Here is an 18,664-nt window from a genome sequence, read left to right as displayed (position 1 = left end):
AATTAACTTTTATAGATTTTAAGTTTGGTTCCGGGTTTAATACTTTTTGCACTCCAAATATCATTCCATTTTTTAATTTCATCTACAGAAACATTTTTAAACTTTCTAGAAATTGTCCATAGTGAATCTCCCTTTTGCACTGTATACAAGTCGTAAGCACCTTTTTTATTACTTTTCGTATTTTTTTTGGTTGATGAAACTTTTACGGAAGATTTTGGAATTGCCAATTTCTTTGGATAAATACTTAAACGTTGCCCTACTTTTAATCTACTATTTTTTAATCTATTCCATCTTTTAATTTCACTAATTCTAACACCAAATTTATTAGCTATTTTACCTAAAAAATCTCCACTTTTTACTTTGTAACGAATACGTTTATCCATCTCAAAATACTTAGGTAAAGGCTTTTCTCTTTTAGAAGCATCTTCTGCTGCTAAAGTGTAAATTGCATTTTCATTTTCTATAAAATTAAAGGCATTCTTTCTTGGTAAACGAATTGCATAATTTTTTCCTTCTACAAAAGGGATAATATCTAACTTATAAGCCGGATTTAAAAACTGAATCAACTCTGAACTTATACCGGTAGTTTCCGAAACATGATCGAAACTAATTGTCTTTTTTATTTGAATTGTGTCGGTTTCGAAATGACGAATTTGAGGTGGTGCCGCAATTAAATTATGTTCTTTTTGATATTCAAACAAATACATTGTTGCATAAAATGCAGGCACATAACTTGCTGTTTCTTGTGGTAAAAACGGGCGAATATTCCAGTAATTTCTATAACCCCCAGAACGCTTAATTGCTTTTGCTACATTACCAGGACCAGAATTATATGCTGCCAAAGCCAAATCCCAATCACCAAAAATAGTATACAAATTAGATAAATATTTGCAAGCCGCAATAGTTGCTCTAACCGGATCTTGGCGCTCATCTACATAAGAACTAACTTTTAAATTGTATTGCACACCTGTTGTGTACATAAATTGCCATAAACCTGTTGCACCAACTCTAGATTTAGCCGTAGGATCTAAAGCAGATTCTACAATTGCCAAATATTTCATTTCTAAAGGAACATCGAATTGGTCTAAATATCTCTCGAACATCGGAAAATAATATTCTGCTTTCGCCATTAAAGCAGGATAATATCTTTTTCTATATTTTAAATAAGACTTTATTACCTTTTCTAAAGCAGGATTATAGGCAATATGAAAAGGTGTTTTGGCATTTACTTTTTGCAATCTTTCCTTTAAAACCTCTGTAGTTAAAGCAACATTAGAAACGTCTTTATTTTCTACATCTTTTATAATATATGTTGATGTTTCGTATAACGGAGACTTGTATTTAGAATCCATTAACAAACTATCTATCAAAACAATATCATAATCAGAGAATAAATCTGCTTTTGTTATTTTCTTGTAAGTTGAATCTTTAGGTGATTGTGCAAAAACACTTGTTGCTATAAAAAATACTACTAAAAAATTTCTCATTAAAATTCTATAAATCTAATTCTACTGCGATTGGGCAATGGTCGGAATGTTTAGCTTCTGATAAAATATAAGCTCTAGAAATCTTGTCTTTTAAAGGTGCTGTAACCATTGCATAATCTAAACGCCAACCTTTATTGTTTGCTCTTGAATTTGCTCTGTAACTCCACCAAGAATATTGTTGTTTCTCTGGATTTAAATAACGAAAACTATCTATAAAACCATTATCAATAAAATTACCTAACCAAGCTCTTTCTTCTGGTAAAAACCCAGAAACACCTTTCATTTTTGGATTGTGAATATCAATTGCCTCATGACAAATATTATAATCACCACAAATAACTAGATTTGGTATTTCTTGTTTTAAATTTTGAAGATACTCATGAATTTCATCCATATAATTAAACTTATAACTAAGTCTATCAGAATTTGTACCAGATGGCAAATACATGCTCATTACAGAAACATCATCAAAATCTACTCGAAGATTTCTTCCTTCAAAATCCATGGTTTCTATACCTGTACCATATTCGATATGATTGGGTTTTTCTTTACAAAGAATTGCTACTGAAGAATATCCTTTTTTTTGAGCTGAAAACCAATAATGGTATTTGTAACCTGCATCTTCAAAAACAGACAAATCTAATTGTTCTTTATGTGCTTTTGTTTCTTGAATGCAAAGTACATCTGGTTGTGCTACTTCTAACCATTCTATAAAACCCTTTTTTAAAGCGGCTCTAATTCCGTTTACGTTATAAGATATTATCTTCATTTTTATATCTTTCTATAGTTTTTTATTCACTACCTTTTTAAAAAACAACCACTTAATTTGCTCTTCTGGCCCATGTTGCCTTTCTACAATTACAACTTTCGGAGATAATAAAAACGCCAGTAAAACAGCAATTGAAGTACTTAAAACGATGTTCTCTAATTTAAAAAGCTTTTCTAAAATCAGCATAAAAACAACCATTAATAATGGATTTATCAACCAATATAATTTTTTAAATAAAGTCATGTTCTTTTTAAGTAAAAAGGTTATTGTTCTATCTAAATATTCATTTCCGGAATTTCTCCGTTTACAACCAAAGTACCTTCTGTAGCATTTTGTATTTCTTCTACAGAAACTCCTGGTGCTCTTTCTAAAAGATGAAATGCATTATCTTTTACTTCTAAAACCGCCAAATTGGTTACCACTTTAGTAACACAACCTACGCCAGTTAATGGTAAAGAACATTTTGTTAAAATTTTAGATTCACCACGTTTGTTAGAATGCATCATGGCTACAATAATGTTTTCTGCAGATGCTACTAAATCCATTGCGCCACCCATTCCTTTTACCATTTTTCCTGGAATTTTCCAGTTGGCAATATCACCATTTTCGGCAACTTCCATAGCACCAAGAATTGTTAAATCTACATGTTTACCTCTAATCATAGAGAAACTAGTTGCAGAATCAAAAAAACTTGCTCCTGGCAATGTGGTTATTGTTTGTTTACCTGCGTTTATAATATCTGCATCTTCTTCGCCTTCAAAAGGAAAAGGTCCCATACCTAAAACTCCATTTTCAGATTGAAATTCTACTTCGATATCTTCTCTAACATAATTGGCAACTAACGTTGGAATACCGATACCTAAATTAACGTAAAATCCGTCTTGAACTTCTTGTGCGATTCTTTTCGCAATTCCGTTTTTATCTAACATAATTAGCTTCTTTGTCTTACAGTTCGTTGTTCAATTCTTTTCTCGTAATCTTTTCCTTCAAAAATTCTTTGTATAAAAATTCCTGGAATATGAATATTGTTTGGATCTAACTCACCAACTTCTACCAACTCTTCTACTTCTGCAACAGTAATTGTAGCTGCACCACACATATTTGGATTAAAGTTTCTAGAGGTTCCTTTAAACACAAGATTACCTGCTGCATCACCTTTCCAAGCTTTTACAAAAGCAAAATCTGCTTTAAAAGCGGGTTCTAAAACATACATTTTACCATCAAATTCTCTTGTTTCTTTACCTTCTGCTACTTCTGTACCGTAACCTGCTGGCGTATAAAATGCAGGGAAACCTGCTTGTGCAGCTCTACATTTTTCTGCTAAAGTTCCTTGTGGCGTTAATTCTACTTCCAATTCACCAGACAACATTTGTCTTTCGAATTCGTCGTTTTCGCCAACATAAGAAGAAATCATCTTTTTTATTTGTTTATTTTGAAGTAATAAACCCAAACCAAAATCGTCTACCCCAGCATTGTTAGAAATACATGTAACATCTCTAACGTTTAATTTTACCAATTCTGAAATTGCATTTTCAGGAATACCACACAAACCAAAACCACCTAGCATAAAGGTCATTTTGTCTTTAACACCTTGTAAGGCTTCTTGTACATTTTTAACTTTTTTATTAATCATAAAATTAAATTTTGTAAGTTATTATTTTAAGTATTGATAAGAATAAAAATTAAAAGTCTGTATCTTCTTCTGGCACAACCTCTTCTTCTTCTTTATTATTCTTATCGTCTGTATCTTCTTCGCAATTGATATTTATCGACAAGTTTTCTGGCTTATCAAATTCTGCTTTACTAATTTTTAAACTTTTATCAGCATAACATTTTTGCATAAATAAAGCCCAAGAAGGTAAAGACATAGTTGCTCCCTGCCCGTAACCAATACCCGGAAAATGCGTAGATCTATCCTCTCCACCAGTCCAAACTCCAGTTGCCAAATTTGGCACAACACCCATAAACCAACCATCTGATTGATTCTGAGTTGTACCCGTTTTACCTGCAATTGCATTCGTAAATTTATATGGAAAACCCGTTACAATTTTTGGATAAGCGGTATAGCCAGAACGCAATCTTGCACCAGAACCAGATTGAGTTACACCTTCTAAAAGATTTAAAACAACATAAGAAGATTCTTCACTTAAAACTTCTTGTGTTTTTGGTGTAAATTCTTCTAAAACTGTTCCGTTTTTATCTTCTATTCTTGTAATAATCATAGGGCTAACGCGCAAACCTCTATTTGCAAAAGTAGAATAAGCACTAACCATTTCTAATAATGATAAATCTACAGCACCTAAAGCGATAGAAGGATTTGCCGGTATATCAGTTTCGATACCCGCAGACTTTGCCAATCGAACAACATTTTCTGGTGAAACCATATCTACTAATCTTGCAGACATTGTATTTACAGAACCTGCTAAACCTTCTTTAAGCGTTAACATTCCGCCATACTTAGAGTTAGAATTCTCTGGTGTATAAGCTTCTGGAATTCCATATTTTCCTTGCGGAATCGTATAAGGAATATTAGGAAACTCTGTACATGGTGACAATTTTAATTGATTAATTGCAGTTGCATATACAAATGGCTTAAAGGTAGAACCTACTTGCCTTTTTTGTTGTTCTACTGCATCAAACTTAAAGTGTTTATAATTTACGCCACCAACCCAAGCTTTAATGTGCCCTGTTTGTGGTTCTATTGATAATAAACCAGAACGTAAAAAATATTTATAATATTTAATTGAATCGTTTGGAGACATAATTGTGTCAATATCTCCTTTATAAGAAAACACTTTCATTGCAGTTTTTTTCTTAAAAACTTCATCTATATATTTTGAAGATTTTCCTGCTTTTTTTAATCGCTTATATCTTTCAGAGTTTTTCTTAGCTCTATTTAAAATTCCGGCAACTTGGCTTTTTTCAATATCTAAAAAAGGAGCTGTTTTATTATTTTTCTGTTCTTTAAAAAAGTATTTCTGCAAATTTGCCATATGCTCATTTACGGCTTCTTCTGCATACTGTTGCATTCTAGAATCTAAAGTTACATAGATTTTTAATCCATCCTCAAAAATATTATACTCTTCTCCGTTGGGTTTTGGGTGTTCTTTTACCCATTTACGCATCACTTTTTGTAAGTGCCCTCTAAAATAAGTGGCATAACCATCACTATGACTTTCTGGAGTAAAGTTAATTTTTAAAGGTAATTTTTGCAATGAATCTTTTTCTTCTTCTGTGATAAAACTATTTTTATACATCTGAGCAAAAACCACATTTCTTCTATTTAAAGATTTCTTTTTTGAGATTTCTCTATGAGGATTGTATTGTCTAGGATTTTTTAACATCGCAACAATAATTGCTGCTTCTTGTAAATCTAAATCTTTAGCTTCTTTACCAAAATAAATTCTTGAAGCAGATCGAATACCTACTGCTCTAAAAATAAAATCTTGCGTATTTAAGTACATTGCAATTATTTCTTGCTTTGTGTATTGGCGTTCTAATTTGATGGCAACAATCCATTCTTTTGCTTTCTGTATAACTCTTTTTATCTTGTTACCAGAAGCTCTTTTGGTAAATAAATTTTTAGCCAGTTGTTGTGTAATTGTACTAGCACCACCGCCAGCACCTAACTTTACTACAGCTCTTGCTGTTCCTCTAAAATCAATACCAGAATGTTCGTAAAAACGCTCGTCTTCTGTTGCAACTAATGCATTTATCAAATTTGTTGGCAACTCTTTAAAAGTAATTGGCGTTCTGTTTTCTGTTGCATATTTTCCTATTGTTTTACCATCAATAGAAATAACTTCTGTTGCTAAATTGGTCTGCGGATTTTCTAATTCTTCAAAAGATGGTAAAGCATCAAAAGGATCCCAGGCTGTATACAAAAACAACAATAAGATTAGTGTAAAACCTCCTAAAACAATTCCCCAGAACCATTTTAAATATTTTTTAAAACTTGTAGTTTCTTTTTTTGCCATTATTCATTAATTTTTTCAATAGTTAAACCAACGTCTAAAATTCCTTTTAAATTTTTAATCTCGTTAATTTCTCCGTTTTTTCGCATTGCTTGTTTTACACTTAAAACGTAATTTCCAGAAGTAGGAAAAACTTTTTCTTCCTTATAAAATAATTTATTTTCTTTGATACTCGAAAATCCACTACCTAAAAACACCCCTTTTTCATCTGCCATTTCATATTGTAACGTATCTATAACTGCTGTGTTATTCGGAAACTTTAAAGTTGTTATTATAAACAAATTACTGTATTCGTATTCATTATTATTTCTAATATTGATAAACAAATTTTTTGGTCGAATCGTATCTTTAACTTCAAAATTAAACGTTAAATCTTGGTTCGATTTCCAAGAACCATCTTCTAATGTTTTATATTGATTAAACTCGGATACGTCTTGACAAGAAATCATCAAAAAGAAAAAACCTACAAAAAGTAATATTTTATTTTTCTGAATCCTTTCCATTCTTAGGCGTATTGTTTTTACGATTTCTATTATTTCTTCTTGGTTTGTTTAGTCTTTTACCTTCTACCTTTGGTTTGTTTGTATTTGCATTCGCTTTTGCAACAGATTTTGTAGCATCTGTATTTTTAGCAACAGGTTTTTGCCTTGGCTTAGATTTCTGCTTTGGTTTATTTGGTTTTTGCTGCCCTTGTGCTTGCCCTTGTTGTTGTGGCTTATTTTTTTGTGGTTGCCTGTTTCCTTTTTTTGCGGCGGGTTTTGCTTGCGGTTTCTTTCTAGCGTTTGGTTTTTGTTGCGTTGTGCTTGCCGCAGCTGCAACAGGTTTTTTCTTTTTCTTGTTTCTGTTATTTCTTCTTCTTTTGCTAGTTTTTGGCGCATCAAACCTTGTTAAACTATCTTGCCCAACAGCATCTTCAAAATCTACTTTTACAGGAATTTCTACATCAGATTCATATTCTTCTAACGTAGCAGATTTTTCGTTATTTTTATTTAAATCTATAATTTCTAAGACTTGATCTAAAGTCAAACGAAACCACTTGAAACGCTCTTCTTTATAAGTGTACCAAAGATGTCCTTTAAAAATATCCATCTTTACAAAAACGGCATCTCCTTTTTCTGTCTTTAAAACTACATCTTGTTTCGGAAACGCTTTTAAGGCATCTAAATACGTGTCTAATTCAAAATTTAAACAGCATTTTAATTTTCCACATTGTCCTGCTAACTTTAGCGGATTTAAAGATAATTGCTGATAACGCGCTGCAGATGTTGTTACTTTTCTAAAATCTGTTAACCAAGTAGAACAACACAATTCTCTACCACAAGAACCAACACCACCAAGTCTTGCCGCTTCTTGTCTTGCACCAACTTGTTTCATTTCTACACGAATAGAAAATGCACTTGCCAAATCTCTAATTAATTGTCTAAAATCTACTCTTGCATCTGCTGTGTAATAAAAAGTAGCTTTGTTACCATCTCCTTGATATTCTACATCAGATAATTTCATTTGCAAACCTAAGCGACCTAAGATTTCTCTTCCTCTTCTTTGAGTTTCTTCTTCTTTACCTCTTGCTTGTTGCCAAATATCGATATCTCTTTGACTTGCTTTTCTATAGATTTTTTTAACGTCTTCGTGATCTGCGGTAATTTTGCGCTTTTTCATTTGCACTTTTACCAATTCTCCGGCTAAAGAAACGGTACCAATATCGTGCCCAGGATTTCCTTCTACAGCAACAATATCTCCCATTGTTATGGGTAAATTATCTACATTTTTATAAAAATGTTTTCTTCCGTTTTTAAAACGGACTTCAAAAATATTAAAACGTTCTTGTCCGGTTGGTAACGTCATGTTAGAAAGCCAATCGAAAACAGCTAATTTATTACTACCACTTCCGCAGGTTCCACTACCACAATTACCATTACTCTTACATCCTTTTGGTACACCATTTTCTGTTGTACCGCAACTTCCACATGCCATGTGATTTATATTTTATAATTTTTAACTCTTAGTAATTAAACGTTTTACATCAAAAAACCTCTTTAAATTACATAAAAATTAAGAATCTTTAAGTTCATAATTTTGATTATCAAGCAAGTATAAAAACACCACTTAATTTTGTCTAATTCGTAAATATACGCATTCTTAAAGAATGAAAAAATAGCTTTTTATAAGTTTAAGAGAACTGATATTTAATTTTAAAACGAAATTACTATAAACAGAAGCTTTAATTTATCTATTATTAGAATTTGTAGGTAAATAATTAGTAAGCGTGTAATTTAATTTCACTGATAATCTTTTTTGAATTCAGATATATTTTAAAATTTAATCCATAAAAAAAGCTCTCAAAAATTGAGAGCTTTCAAATATCTTTTGGAATTAGGTTATTTCTTAAACTTTAATTTCTCCGAACGTCCTTTTTTAAAGATTTTGTTGCTATTTCCCTTCCCTTTTCGAAGTTCTTTTTGTTCTTCGTAAGATAACTGAATAATTTCTTGGCAATCTGTAGAACAGGTGTTTTCCATCTTTTCTGAACATTCATCACATTGTATAAACAATAAATGACATGCTTCGTTTGCACAATTTGTATGCTCGTCGCACGCTTTACCACACTGGTGACAATTAGAAATTACATCATCTGTAATACGTTCTGCTCTTCTATGATCGAATACAAAGTTTTTACCAATAAATTTATTTTCGATTCCTTCTTCTTTTACCTGACGCGTATATTCTATAATACCGCCTTCTAGTTGAAATACGTTTTTAAAACCTTTGTGTTTGTAATATGCAGATGCTTTTTCGCAACGAATTCCGCCGGTACAATACATCAATAAATTCTTATCTTCTTTGTTGTCTTTTAAATCTTCTTCTATAATATCTAAAGAATCTCTAAAAGTATCTACATCTGGCGTTACAGCACCATCAAAATGTCCAATTTCACTTTCGTAATGGTTACGCATATCTACACAAACCGTGTTTGGGTTTGCTAGCATTTGGTTAAACTCCTTTGCGTTTAAGTGCACTCCTTTGTTAGTTACATCAAAAGTCTCATCATTCAATCCATCGGCAACAATTTTGTTTCTAACTTTTACTTTTAACTTTAAAAACGATTTATTGTCTTGCTCTACCGCAACATTTAAACGTATGTCTTTTAAAAATGAAATACTATCTAATTGTTCTTTTAAAGCATAAAAATTTTCTGATGGTACCGATAATTGTGCATTGATACCTTCGTAAGAAACATAAATTCTACCAAGAACATCTAAAGCGTTCCATTCTAAAAATAATTTATCTCTAAATAATTGTGGATTTTCTATCTTGAAGTATTGATAGAATGATATTGTAAGACGGTCTTTACCAGCCTCATCTATTAATGCAGCGCGTTCTTTTGCGCTTAACTTATTGTACAGTTGCATGCTATACTTTTTAGGTTAAACTATATATTTTTTGCAAAGTTAGTTTTTTAAACAGTCATTTCAAAGCAAAGACTGTAATAGAAAAGACCAATTGTATGCAAATAGTTTAGCCCTGATAGAGCGGTCTGTTTGAGCTCTTTTTTGCTTTTTCTGCAAAAAAAGCGAGTAGCGAAAGCAGGAGATAGCTTCAAAATTAACTTACAAATATAATTTTATATCAATTTGTTTAATTTTAAACAACAGGAATTATATTGGTAAATTTTTATTAAAAGAATGGCTGGTTACTAATTTGTTAGCATCTTTGTAGTATAATAAAAATTATTAAATAGAAATACCGATGAAAATAGCTGTAGTTGGAGCAACTGGAATGGTTGGAACTGTAATGTTACAAGTTTTAGAAGAACGTAATTTACCTATAACTGAGTTAATACCTGTAGCATCTGAAAGATCTGCCGGTAAAAAATTATCTTATAAAGGCAAAGAATATACTATTGTAACCTTAGCAGATGCTGTGAGTTTAAAACCAGATGTGGCTTTATTTTCTGCCGGTGGCGATACTTCTTTAGAATGGGCACCAAAATTTGCAGAAGTTGGTACAACGGTTATAGACAATTCTTCTGCTTGGAGAATGGATCCGACAAAGAAATTAGTAGTTCCAGAAATTAATGGTGATGTTTTAACTGCGGATGATAAAATTATTGCTAATCCAAACTGTTCTACAATACAATTGGTAATGGCTTTAGCGCCGTTACACTCTAAATATACCATGAAACGTGTTGTAATTTCTACGTATCAGTCTGTTTCTGGTACTGGTGTAAAAGCAGTACAACAACTAGATAATGAAGAAGCTGGTGTAGACGGAGAAATGGCGTATCCGCATAAAATTGGTAGAAATGCTTTGCCACATTGTGATATTTTCTTAGAAAACGGATACACTAAAGAAGAAATGAAATTGGTTAAAGAGCCAAAGAAAATTTTACGTGATGATTCTTTTTCTGTAACTGCAACCGCTGTTCGTATTCCTACTGCTGGTGGACATTCTGAAGCTGTTAACGTGCAGTTTGAAAATGATTTCGATTTAGCAGAAGTTAGAACTATTTTAAGCGAAACACCTGGTGTGATTGTAGAAGATGATTTGGCCAACAACGTGTATCCGATGCCAATTAATGCGCATAATAAAGACGAAGTTTTTGTTGGTAGAATTAGAAGAGACGAATCTCAAGAAAATACCTTAAATTTGTGGATTGTTGCAGACAACCTTAGAAAAGGTGCTGCTACCAACACAGTTCAAATTGCCGAATATTTAATTGCGAATAATTTGGTTTAATACATATTTAAATGGCAACATTTTACAAAGTAAACATACAAGAAGTAAAACATGAAACCGCAAACGCGGTTTCTGTTTTATTAGAAATACCTCAACATTTAAAAAACAGTTTTAATTTTGTTGCAGGACAATACATTACTTTACAAAAAGTAATTAATGGTGAAGAAATAAGAAGAGCATATTCTATTTGCTCTGCACCAAAAAGCGGAGAAATTAGAGTTGCGATTAAAGCTGTAGAAAACGGTGTGTTTTCTACCTACGCAACTTCTAAATTAAAAGCTGGCGATGAAATAGAAGTTTCTGAACCAGAAGGTCGTTTTTTACTAAATCCGCAGGCTAATAAAAACTATATCGGTTTTGCTGCAGGTTCTGGTATTACACCAATTTTATCGATGGTAAAATCGGTTTTAGAAGAAGAAAACACTTCTAACTTTACTTTAGTTTATGGTAACAAATCTATTGCAGACACTATCTTTTTTGATGAATTAAACGCTTTAAAAGAAACGTATTCAGAACGTTTAAATTTGCATTTTATTTACAGTAGAGAAAACGTAAAAAACGGTTTGCGTGGTAGAATAGACGAAAACGTAACAAAGTATTTCGTTAAAAACATGTACAAAGAAACTAGTTTTGATGCTGCTTTTTTATGCGGACCAGAACAAATGATAGAAGAAGTTTCTAAAACTTTAGCTGCTAATAAAATTAGTAAAGAAAATATTCATTTCGAATTATTTACAACTTCTATTGATAAAGAAGCTGCTGCAGAAGTTAAAGAAGGCGTTACAGAAGTTAAAGTTCTTTTAGACGATGAAGAAACTACTTTTTCTATGCAACAAACAGACGATCTTTTAGCGGCAAGTTTACGCAATAACTTAGATGCACCTTACTCTTGTCAAGGTGGTGTTTGTAGTTCTTGTATGTGTAAAGTTACCGAAGGAAAAGCTGTAATGGTAAAAAATTCTATACTTACAGATAGTGAAATTGAAGAAGGTTTGGTTTTAGCATGTCAAGCATATCCAACAACACCAAAAATTACAATTGACTTTGATGATGTTTAAAATTCCGTATTTTTGCCAATATGGATATTTACGACTTTAAAAATGCTTTTTTAATAGGTTTTTTCATGGCTTTCATGATAGGACCTGTTTTTTTTATGTTAATACAAACTAGTATTTTAAAAGGCGCTAGAGCTGCAATTGTTTTTGATTTAGGTGTTATTTTAGGCGATTTATCCTTTATTCTAATTGCTTACTACGGAAGTAGATCTCTGCTAGAAAAAATTAAAGATGATCCGCGATTATTCTTTCTTGGCGGCTTGGTACTTATAATTTATGGTTTAATTACGTATTTAGAAAAAGAGAACAAAAAAGAAGCATTAGAATCTGCTAAAATTGTAGATGTACCCATAAAAAACAACTACTTAAAATTATTTTTTAAAGGATTCTTTTTAAACTTTATAAACGTAGGTGTTTTAGCTTTTTGGTTAGGTACTGTTCTTGTAATTGGACCTACCTTAAAAATGGATCAAAATGCTATATTTTGGTATTTTGGTACTGTTTTAATAGGTTATTTTGTAACCGATTTAGGTAAGATTTTTTTAGCAAAACAATTAAAATCTAAAATGACACCACAAGTAATTTTTAGAGTGAAAAAAATTATGGGAATTATATTGATAATTTGTGGTGTATTCTTAATGTTGAAAGGTTTTATACCAAATGATAGAATTGAAGATTTTATCAACTAGATAACAATAAAAAAGCCTCATCATAAATTATGATGAGGCTTTTCTCTTTTTTGTAGAAGTATTATTTTACTTCGTAAAAGTTATTATCAGCATTAACATCTGCCATTAGTTTACTTTTATCTATTGTTACAGATTTAACTGCTTTCGATGCGTTAAAAGTATATGTTGGCATTGCCCAACCCCAATCTGTAATAACAGTTGCTGTTGTTGGCTTATTACCTCTCATTATTCTTAATGGTATATTAAAGTTTTCTATAGAACCATCAACATAAGTAACTTCTAAATCGATAGGCATTGGCATTTTACCAATTCTCTCTAAAGTAATTGTTTTATTGTTTACAGATTTTACACCATAATCTATTGTATGTATTGTTTGCGTCCATTCATTTAAATACCAATCTAAATGAATACCAGATACTTTTTCCATAGAACGTTTTACATCGTTTGGTGTTGGGTGTTTAAAACTAAAATCTGTAAAGTATTTTTTTAATCCTTTTGCTACATTATCTGCACCAATTACATATTCTAATTGCGATAAAAACATGCTTCCTTTACCATAACTACCAGTACTATAAGCTGCATTAGTATTATATCTATCTGCATGTGTAGTTAAAGGTTCTTCTATATTATTTTTTACTAAATAGTTGTAACCTCTGTATGGACCTGCATTTGGATTTTTGTTTCCTCTTTTTAAAATTTCATAAGATGCTTTGTTAGAAATATAAGATGTAAAACCTTCATCCATCCACGGGTGTTTACTTTCGTTGGTAGCTAACAAAAACTGAAACCAAGTGTGTGCCATTTCATGAGAAGTAACACCAAAAAGACTACCAAAACTTCTTTTTCCTGTAATTAAAGTAGACATTGCATATTCCATACCACCATCTCCACCTTGTATAACAGAATATTGTTTATATGGATATTGACCAACATGCTTGCTAAAATAAGACATTAATTCAGCTGTTTTTGGCTGTAATTCTTTCCAGTTTCTTAAATACTTTGCCTCTAAATCTTTCTTATATAAAAAGTGTAAATCAATTCCGTTTGCCATTTTTAAAACATCATGATTGTAGTTAGGATCTGCTGCCCACATAAAATCATGTACATTTGGAGCTTTAAAATGCCAAGTTAATTTTTCTGTACTTGGTACGTTTAACTGCTTTGTTTTGTCTTCATAACCGTGTCCTATTTCTTGCGGATTTTGTAAATAACCTGTACCACCAACAACGTAATCTTTATCAATAGAAATCTTCACATCAAAATTACCCCAAATTCCGTGGAATTCTCTAGCAATATAAGGTGGCGTATGCCAACCTTCAAAATCATATTCTGCCATTTTAGGATACCATTGAGACATTGAAAGTGCGACACCTTCTTTATTATTTCTACCAGTTCTTCTAATTTGAACAGGAACTTGTGCATCAAAATCCATATCTAAAGTTACTGTTTCACCAGATTTAATTGGCGTATTTAAAGTTACTTCTAAAATAGTACCTACAGTTTCATAAGTTACCGCTGTTCCGTTTTGTTTTAAAGAATTTACTTTAATATAACCAATTTCATCAGCATTTAATTTACTAATTCTATCTCTAACTCTTCTATCTGGATCTTTGATGTTTAAAGATCTAACATCCATTTGAGAACCTGGTTGAAAAGCATTAAAATATAAGTGATAATAAACTTTATCTAATTGATCTGGAGAGTTGTTTGTGTACACCGCTTTTTGTGAACCTTGATATTGATATTTTTCTGTATCAACATCAATATCCATTGTATAATCGATGTGTTGTTGCCAATAAGTAGTAAACTTAGTGTCTTCTTTTTGCTGATATGTTGCTTCTTTTGTTTGGGTACAAGAAGCAATTACAGCAATTGCAAAAAATAAAAGTAGGTTTTTTTTCATGTGATAGTTAATTAAATTTGAATATAAAAGTAAAAAACAGCAATCAAAAGATTGCTGTTTTGTAATTATTATTTTTTTCCGTTTACAATTCTATCTGCCATAATTAACGCATTATAAGCATTAACTACTCTACCAGAAACTGATAAATCTGAGAATGGAACTTTTTCGTCTTTAGTACCTGGTTTGATAACATCAAAATTAACTTTTAAACCAGAGTTCATTAAAATATGCTTTACTTGACTTGCAGATAACTGCGGATAATACGAACGCACTAAAGCCGCTACACCAGCACTTGAAGGTGCTGCCATAGATGTACCACTAATAGCTTGATATTCGTTTTTAGGAAATGTTGCATAAATATCTACACCTGGTGCAAATACATCTACATTCATTTTACCATAATTAGAAAAAGTAGCTGGCAAGTTTTCATCATAATGTAAACTCATTGCTCCTATTGTTAAAACATTATCAGCAATTTCGTTTACTAAATCTTTAGAATCATTTGGGTATGTTTTTTCGATATCAATATTCTTACCATCATTACCAGCAGCATTTACAATTAAAACATCTTTACTTTCTGCATATTTAATAGCGTCATAAACCCATTGTTTATTTGGTGAATATGCTTTACCAAAACTTGTATTTATAATTTTTGCACCATTATCAACTGCATAACGAATTCCTAAAGCAATATCTTTATCGTGTTCATCGCCATCTGGAACAACTCTTACTGCCATAATCTTAACATTGCTAGCAACACCGTTTACACCTTTATTATTATTTCTAGAAGCTGCAACTATACCTGCAACGTGTGTACCATGACTTTCTAAATCTTTAGAACCAATTACATTATTGTTACCGTAAAATTTATCGTTAATATCATATAAATCATCGCCTAAAGTTTGTCTAGCATTAAAATCTAAATCGTAACTTTTAGAAGCGTCTTTACCTTTCTTATAATCTAATAACTGCATCTTGTAATCTAGCAAACCTTTTTCGCTCATACCTCTAGATAACATATTAGAAACATCGGCAATTTTTGCTGCTAATTGCGCACTTTCTGGTTTTGCACTTTTTAAATCTTCTATAGTAAAATCTTCTTTTCCTAAAAATTCTTTTACATCTTTAAAATTTTGCTCTATTTGTGTAATTCTTGTCTCTGTTTGCTCAAGATTGAATAATTCTTGTTTATGAGCAGCCACAAATTGTGTATACTTTTCTTTTAACTTTAAAAATTCTTGAAATTCAGCTTTATCGGCATCTGCAATCTCAGATGCTTTTTTATCGCCAAATTTGTCCATTCCTTTTTTAACAATTCTAGTTAGTTCTAGTTGATCTGCATTTACAATTTTACCTTCTTTATTTCCAAGAAAATTCCATCCGTGTACATCATCTACATAACCGTTGTTATCATCATCTTTATTATTATTTGCTACTTCTTTAGGGTTAACCCAAGCAACATCCTTTAGATCTTCATGCTCTACATCTATACCAGAATCTGCAACAGCAACAATTACCCGCACTCCTTTTTTACCTTCTAAAAATTGATATGCTTTTGCAATACTCATACCCGGAATCGAGTCTGTTTGTAAATCCATATGACTCCAAACCTGCACTTCTTCTTCTGTTAATGCTCCTTTTTTAGCAGGAATATTTATTACATTTTCTGCACCATTTGGTACCGGAATTGTATTTATTGATGTTTTACAACTTGCAAAAACAACACTAGCAACCGCTGTATAAATAATTGGCTTTAATACTCTCATCTCTCTTCTCTTAATTAAATATATCTGTAAATTTATGTGTATTTTTTAATCTTACTCCTTTTTCTGTATGCTTAACCGTACAAAGCTCGTTATACGCATCGTGTTCTAAAAAAAGGTAATAATTATTGTCTGCAGCTTCGTTTAAAAAAGCTGCTTTTTCTTTAATTGTTAATAAAGGTCTTGTATCATAACCCATTACATATGGTAAAGGAATATGCCCAATTGTAGGTAATAAATCTGCCATAAAAACAATTGTTTTACCTTGATATGTTATTTTTGGTAACATTTGTTTTTCTGTATGACCATCCATAAACAAAACATTAAATCCTATTTGGTCAATTGCATTTCTATGGATAAAATTAAGCTGACCACTTTCTTTAATCGGATTTATATTTTCTTTTAAAAATGAAGCTTTTTCCCTGGCATTTGGTTCTGTTGCCCATTGCCAATGATTATCGTTCGACCAAAATTTTGCATTCTTAAAAGCAGGTTGTAATAAAGTTTTTTGTGAATTCCATTCTATTACACCTCCACAATGATCGAAATGTAAATGTGTTAGAAAAACATCTGTTACATCGTCTCTATGAAAACCATATTTAGCCAAAGAACTGTCTAAAGAAAAATCTCCAAACAAATAGTAATAACCAAAAAATTTATCCGATTGCTTAACACCTAATCCTGTGTCTATTAAAACAAGTCTATCTCCATCTTGTATAAGCATACAACGCATGCTCATGTCTATTAAATTATTTGAATCTGCAGGGTTTGTTCTTTGCCATATACTTTTAGGTACAACACCAAACATTGCACCACCATCTAGCTTAAAATTACCTGTTTCTATAGGATATATCTTCATTATATAAAATTAAAAAAATCATTAAAAATTAATATTTAATGATTTTATAAATAGTAAACTACAAAAAATATAATTTACAGCCTACAAATATGAAGAAAAAAGTGTAATTTTCTGTTAATAAAAATCTAATTCTTAAGAAGTAAAACTTGGCTTTACAATTTTAATTTTACTTAAAACCTTAGCAACTTTAATTATTGCAAAAACTCCTATTGCTAATCCTAAAACAACAAAAAGTAATTGATTATCTATTACGGTTTCTGTAGCTGTTGTTGCGTATGCATCTGGTGGTAAAATTTGTAAAAACATAGTTTGCAGTGTTTTGGTTTGGTTGTACAAATGTACATTTACAAGCCACCCAAATTTTTAATTTTTCGACAAACGACTATTTTCTTAAGTTAAACTGCATTTAATAAATTAGTTCTTGTGATTATCATCAAAAAAATAAAAAAGCCTTAATCAAAAGATTAAGGCTTTTTAGAGGTGTCTAGCGGATTCGAACCGCTGTACATGGTTTTGCAAACCATTGCCTAGCCACTCGGCCAAGACACCTTTTTATTAAAACAATATAAATATATATCGTTTTAAGGATTGCAAATTTACGCAAATTTACAAGTATTGCAAGTATTTTTTTATCTTATCTCTTTTTTGTTAAAATAATAGCTACTTCTTCTACGTTTCCGCCTATTGGTGGGTTAATTTTTGCTACAGAAACTTTAGCTCTTCTAATCATTCTAATTTCTCTAAAAAATCGATCTAAGATTCTTTGTGCAACCTCTTCTAATAATTTAGATCTAATTGCCATTTCTTCTTTTACAATATGATTTAGATGTACATAATCTACAGTATCTGCTAACTCATCTGTTTTTGCAGATTTTCTTAAACTTGCCTTTACCTCTACATCTACTCTATATTCGCTACCAATTTTTGCTTCTTCATCTAAACAACCATGATAAGCGTAAAGCTTAATATTATTTACTTGTATTATTCCCATTTTAAGCTTCTGGCTTTGTTTCTGTTGTTACTTTTTCCCACATTTTATCAGAATTTAATCTAAAAGAACCTTTATACTCTAAACTCCATTCGCTTGGTTCTATTATAGACAAAAATAATTCATCTTTTTTATTTAAGTAAAGATGATATGTTTCACCAATTATTGGTTCGAAACCAAACTTTGCATTATAAAGCATATCATTGTAATGAAATTTCTCCATTAACAATTCGTACTCTCTTCTTACTTCTTCAAATTTTCCCTTTAAAATTTTATTTGTGCGTCTTACACCATCGGCGGTCCAAGTTGCCGTGTTTGTAGGCTTAATTACTGGCGAACTTGCAGATGTACCATATGGTTTTAAAGCTGCATCGTATTTTTGAGTTTCCTCATTAAATACAACTAAATCGGGCTTTTTTTCTCCGTCTTTCTTCATATTA

18 protein-coding genes and 1 tRNA gene are annotated in these 18,664 nt (G+C 31.2%); 3 read left to right on the top strand and 16 right to left on the bottom strand.

The window, feature by feature from the left end:
- Positions 1–2: 2 nt before the first annotated feature.
- The 9 genes from WG950_RS10310 to WG950_RS10270 form a co-directional block, all read right to left on the bottom strand.
- Positions 3–1,487, bottom strand: coding sequence for a lytic transglycosylase domain-containing protein (locus tag WG950_RS10310; RefSeq protein ID WP_079737531.1), 1,485 nt, complete (start codon positions 1,485–1,487; stop codon positions 3–5).
- 7 nt (positions 1,488–1,494) lie between these two features.
- Positions 1,495–2,256, bottom strand: a complete 762-nt coding sequence (locus WG950_RS10305) for an exodeoxyribonuclease III (protein ID WP_340932137.1) — start codon at positions 2,254–2,256, stop codon at positions 1,495–1,497.
- 12 nt (positions 2,257–2,268) lie between these two features.
- Entirely contained in the window at positions 2,269–2,499 is a 231-nt protein-coding gene (locus tag WG950_RS10300) for a hypothetical protein (protein WP_340932135.1), read from the bottom strand.
- 32 nt (positions 2,500–2,531) lie between these two features.
- Positions 2,532–3,185: a CoA transferase subunit B gene (locus WG950_RS10295; RefSeq protein ID WP_077810390.1), complete on the bottom strand. Its 654-nt coding sequence runs from the start codon at positions 3,183–3,185 to the stop codon at positions 2,532–2,534.
- Positions 3,186–3,187: 2 nt separating this feature from the next.
- Entirely contained in the window at positions 3,188–3,889 is a 702-nt protein-coding gene (locus WG950_RS10290) for a CoA transferase subunit A (protein WP_340932133.1), read from the bottom strand.
- Positions 3,890–3,938: 49 nt separating this feature from the next.
- Positions 3,939–6,233, bottom strand: a complete 2,295-nt coding sequence (locus WG950_RS10285) for a penicillin-binding protein 1A (RefSeq protein WP_340932132.1) — start codon at positions 6,231–6,233, stop codon at positions 3,939–3,941.
- Positions 6,233–6,733 carry a gliding motility lipoprotein GldH gene (locus WG950_RS10280; RefSeq protein ID WP_340932131.1) on the bottom strand — a complete coding sequence of 167 codons (501 nt, stop codon included), beginning with the start codon at positions 6,731–6,733 and terminating at the stop codon, positions 6,233–6,235. The genes WG950_RS10285 and WG950_RS10280 overlap by 1 nt, the downstream gene beginning before the upstream one ends.
- The gene (locus WG950_RS10275) at positions 6,711–8,204 is read right to left on the bottom strand and encodes a regulatory iron-sulfur-containing complex subunit RicT (RefSeq protein ID WP_340932130.1); all 1,494 of its coding nucleotides are present in this window, start codon (positions 8,202–8,204) and stop codon (positions 6,711–6,713) included. Before WG950_RS10275 ends, WG950_RS10280 begins: the two co-directional genes overlap by 23 nt.
- Positions 8,205–8,608: 404 nt before the next feature.
- Positions 8,609–9,640, bottom strand: a complete 1,032-nt coding sequence (locus tag WG950_RS10270) for a rhodanese-related sulfurtransferase (RefSeq protein ID WP_079737537.1) — start codon at positions 9,638–9,640, stop codon at positions 8,609–8,611.
- A gap of 337 nt (positions 9,641–9,977) precedes the next feature.
- Between WG950_RS10270 and WG950_RS10265 the strand changes: the two genes are divergently transcribed.
- Genes WG950_RS10265 through WG950_RS10255 form a run of 3 tightly spaced genes read left to right on the top strand, consistent with a single transcriptional unit; the run spans position 9,978 to position 12,711 of the window.
- Positions 9,978–10,967: an aspartate-semialdehyde dehydrogenase gene (locus WG950_RS10265; RefSeq protein WP_340932125.1), complete on the top strand. Its 990-nt coding sequence runs from the start codon at positions 9,978–9,980 to the stop codon at positions 10,965–10,967.
- Between the two features lie 11 nt (positions 10,968–10,978).
- Positions 10,979–12,025, top strand: a complete 1,047-nt coding sequence (locus WG950_RS10260) for a ferredoxin--NADP reductase (protein WP_079737539.1) — start codon at positions 10,979–10,981, stop codon at positions 12,023–12,025.
- 20 nt (positions 12,026–12,045) lie between these two features.
- Positions 12,046–12,711, top strand: coding sequence for a LysE family translocator (locus WG950_RS10255; protein WP_077810398.1), 666 nt, complete (start codon positions 12,046–12,048; stop codon positions 12,709–12,711).
- A gap of 61 nt (positions 12,712–12,772) precedes the next feature.
- On the opposite strand, the gene WG950_RS10250 is transcribed toward WG950_RS10255, so the two are convergent.
- From WG950_RS10250 to WG950_RS10220, 7 genes are all read right to left on the bottom strand, one after another.
- Entirely contained in the window at positions 12,773–14,614 is a 1,842-nt protein-coding gene (locus WG950_RS10250) for a M1 family metallopeptidase (RefSeq protein ID WP_340932124.1), read from the bottom strand.
- 68 nt (positions 14,615–14,682) lie between these two features.
- Positions 14,683–16,380, bottom strand: a complete 1,698-nt coding sequence (locus WG950_RS10245) for a S8 family peptidase (protein ID WP_340932122.1) — start codon at positions 16,378–16,380, stop codon at positions 14,683–14,685.
- 10 nt (positions 16,381–16,390) lie between these two features.
- Positions 16,391–17,236, bottom strand: a complete 846-nt coding sequence (locus WG950_RS10240) for an MBL fold metallo-hydrolase (RefSeq protein ID WP_340932120.1) — start codon at positions 17,234–17,236, stop codon at positions 16,391–16,393.
- 132 nt (positions 17,237–17,368) lie between these two features.
- Complete coding sequence (locus WG950_RS10235; protein WP_154066937.1) at positions 17,369–17,542, bottom strand: hypothetical protein; 174 nt, start codon at positions 17,540–17,542, stop codon at positions 17,369–17,371.
- A gap of 172 nt (positions 17,543–17,714) precedes the next feature.
- Positions 17,715–17,785: transfer RNA gene (locus WG950_RS10230), tRNA-Cys, on the bottom strand.
- Positions 17,786–17,870: 85 nt separating this feature from the next.
- On the bottom strand, positions 17,871–18,227 hold the full coding sequence (folB, locus tag WG950_RS10225) for a dihydroneopterin aldolase (RefSeq protein ID WP_340932118.1): 357 nt from the start codon (positions 18,225–18,227) through the stop codon (positions 17,871–17,873).
- 1 nt (position 18,228) lies between these two features.
- Positions 18,229–18,660 carry a DUF2452 domain-containing protein gene (locus WG950_RS10220; RefSeq protein WP_340932117.1) on the bottom strand — a complete coding sequence of 144 codons (432 nt, stop codon included), beginning with the start codon at positions 18,658–18,660 and terminating at the stop codon, positions 18,229–18,231.
- Positions 18,661–18,664: the final 4 nt, after the last annotated feature.

Origin of the sequence: Polaribacter marinaquae (assembly GCF_038019025.1) — a bacterium.
GTDB classification, from domain to species: domain Bacteria; phylum Bacteroidota; class Bacteroidia; order Flavobacteriales; family Flavobacteriaceae; genus Polaribacter; species Polaribacter marinaquae.
Note: the sequence above shows the minus strand (reverse complement) of the source record. Positions and strands in the feature narration are given on the sequence as shown.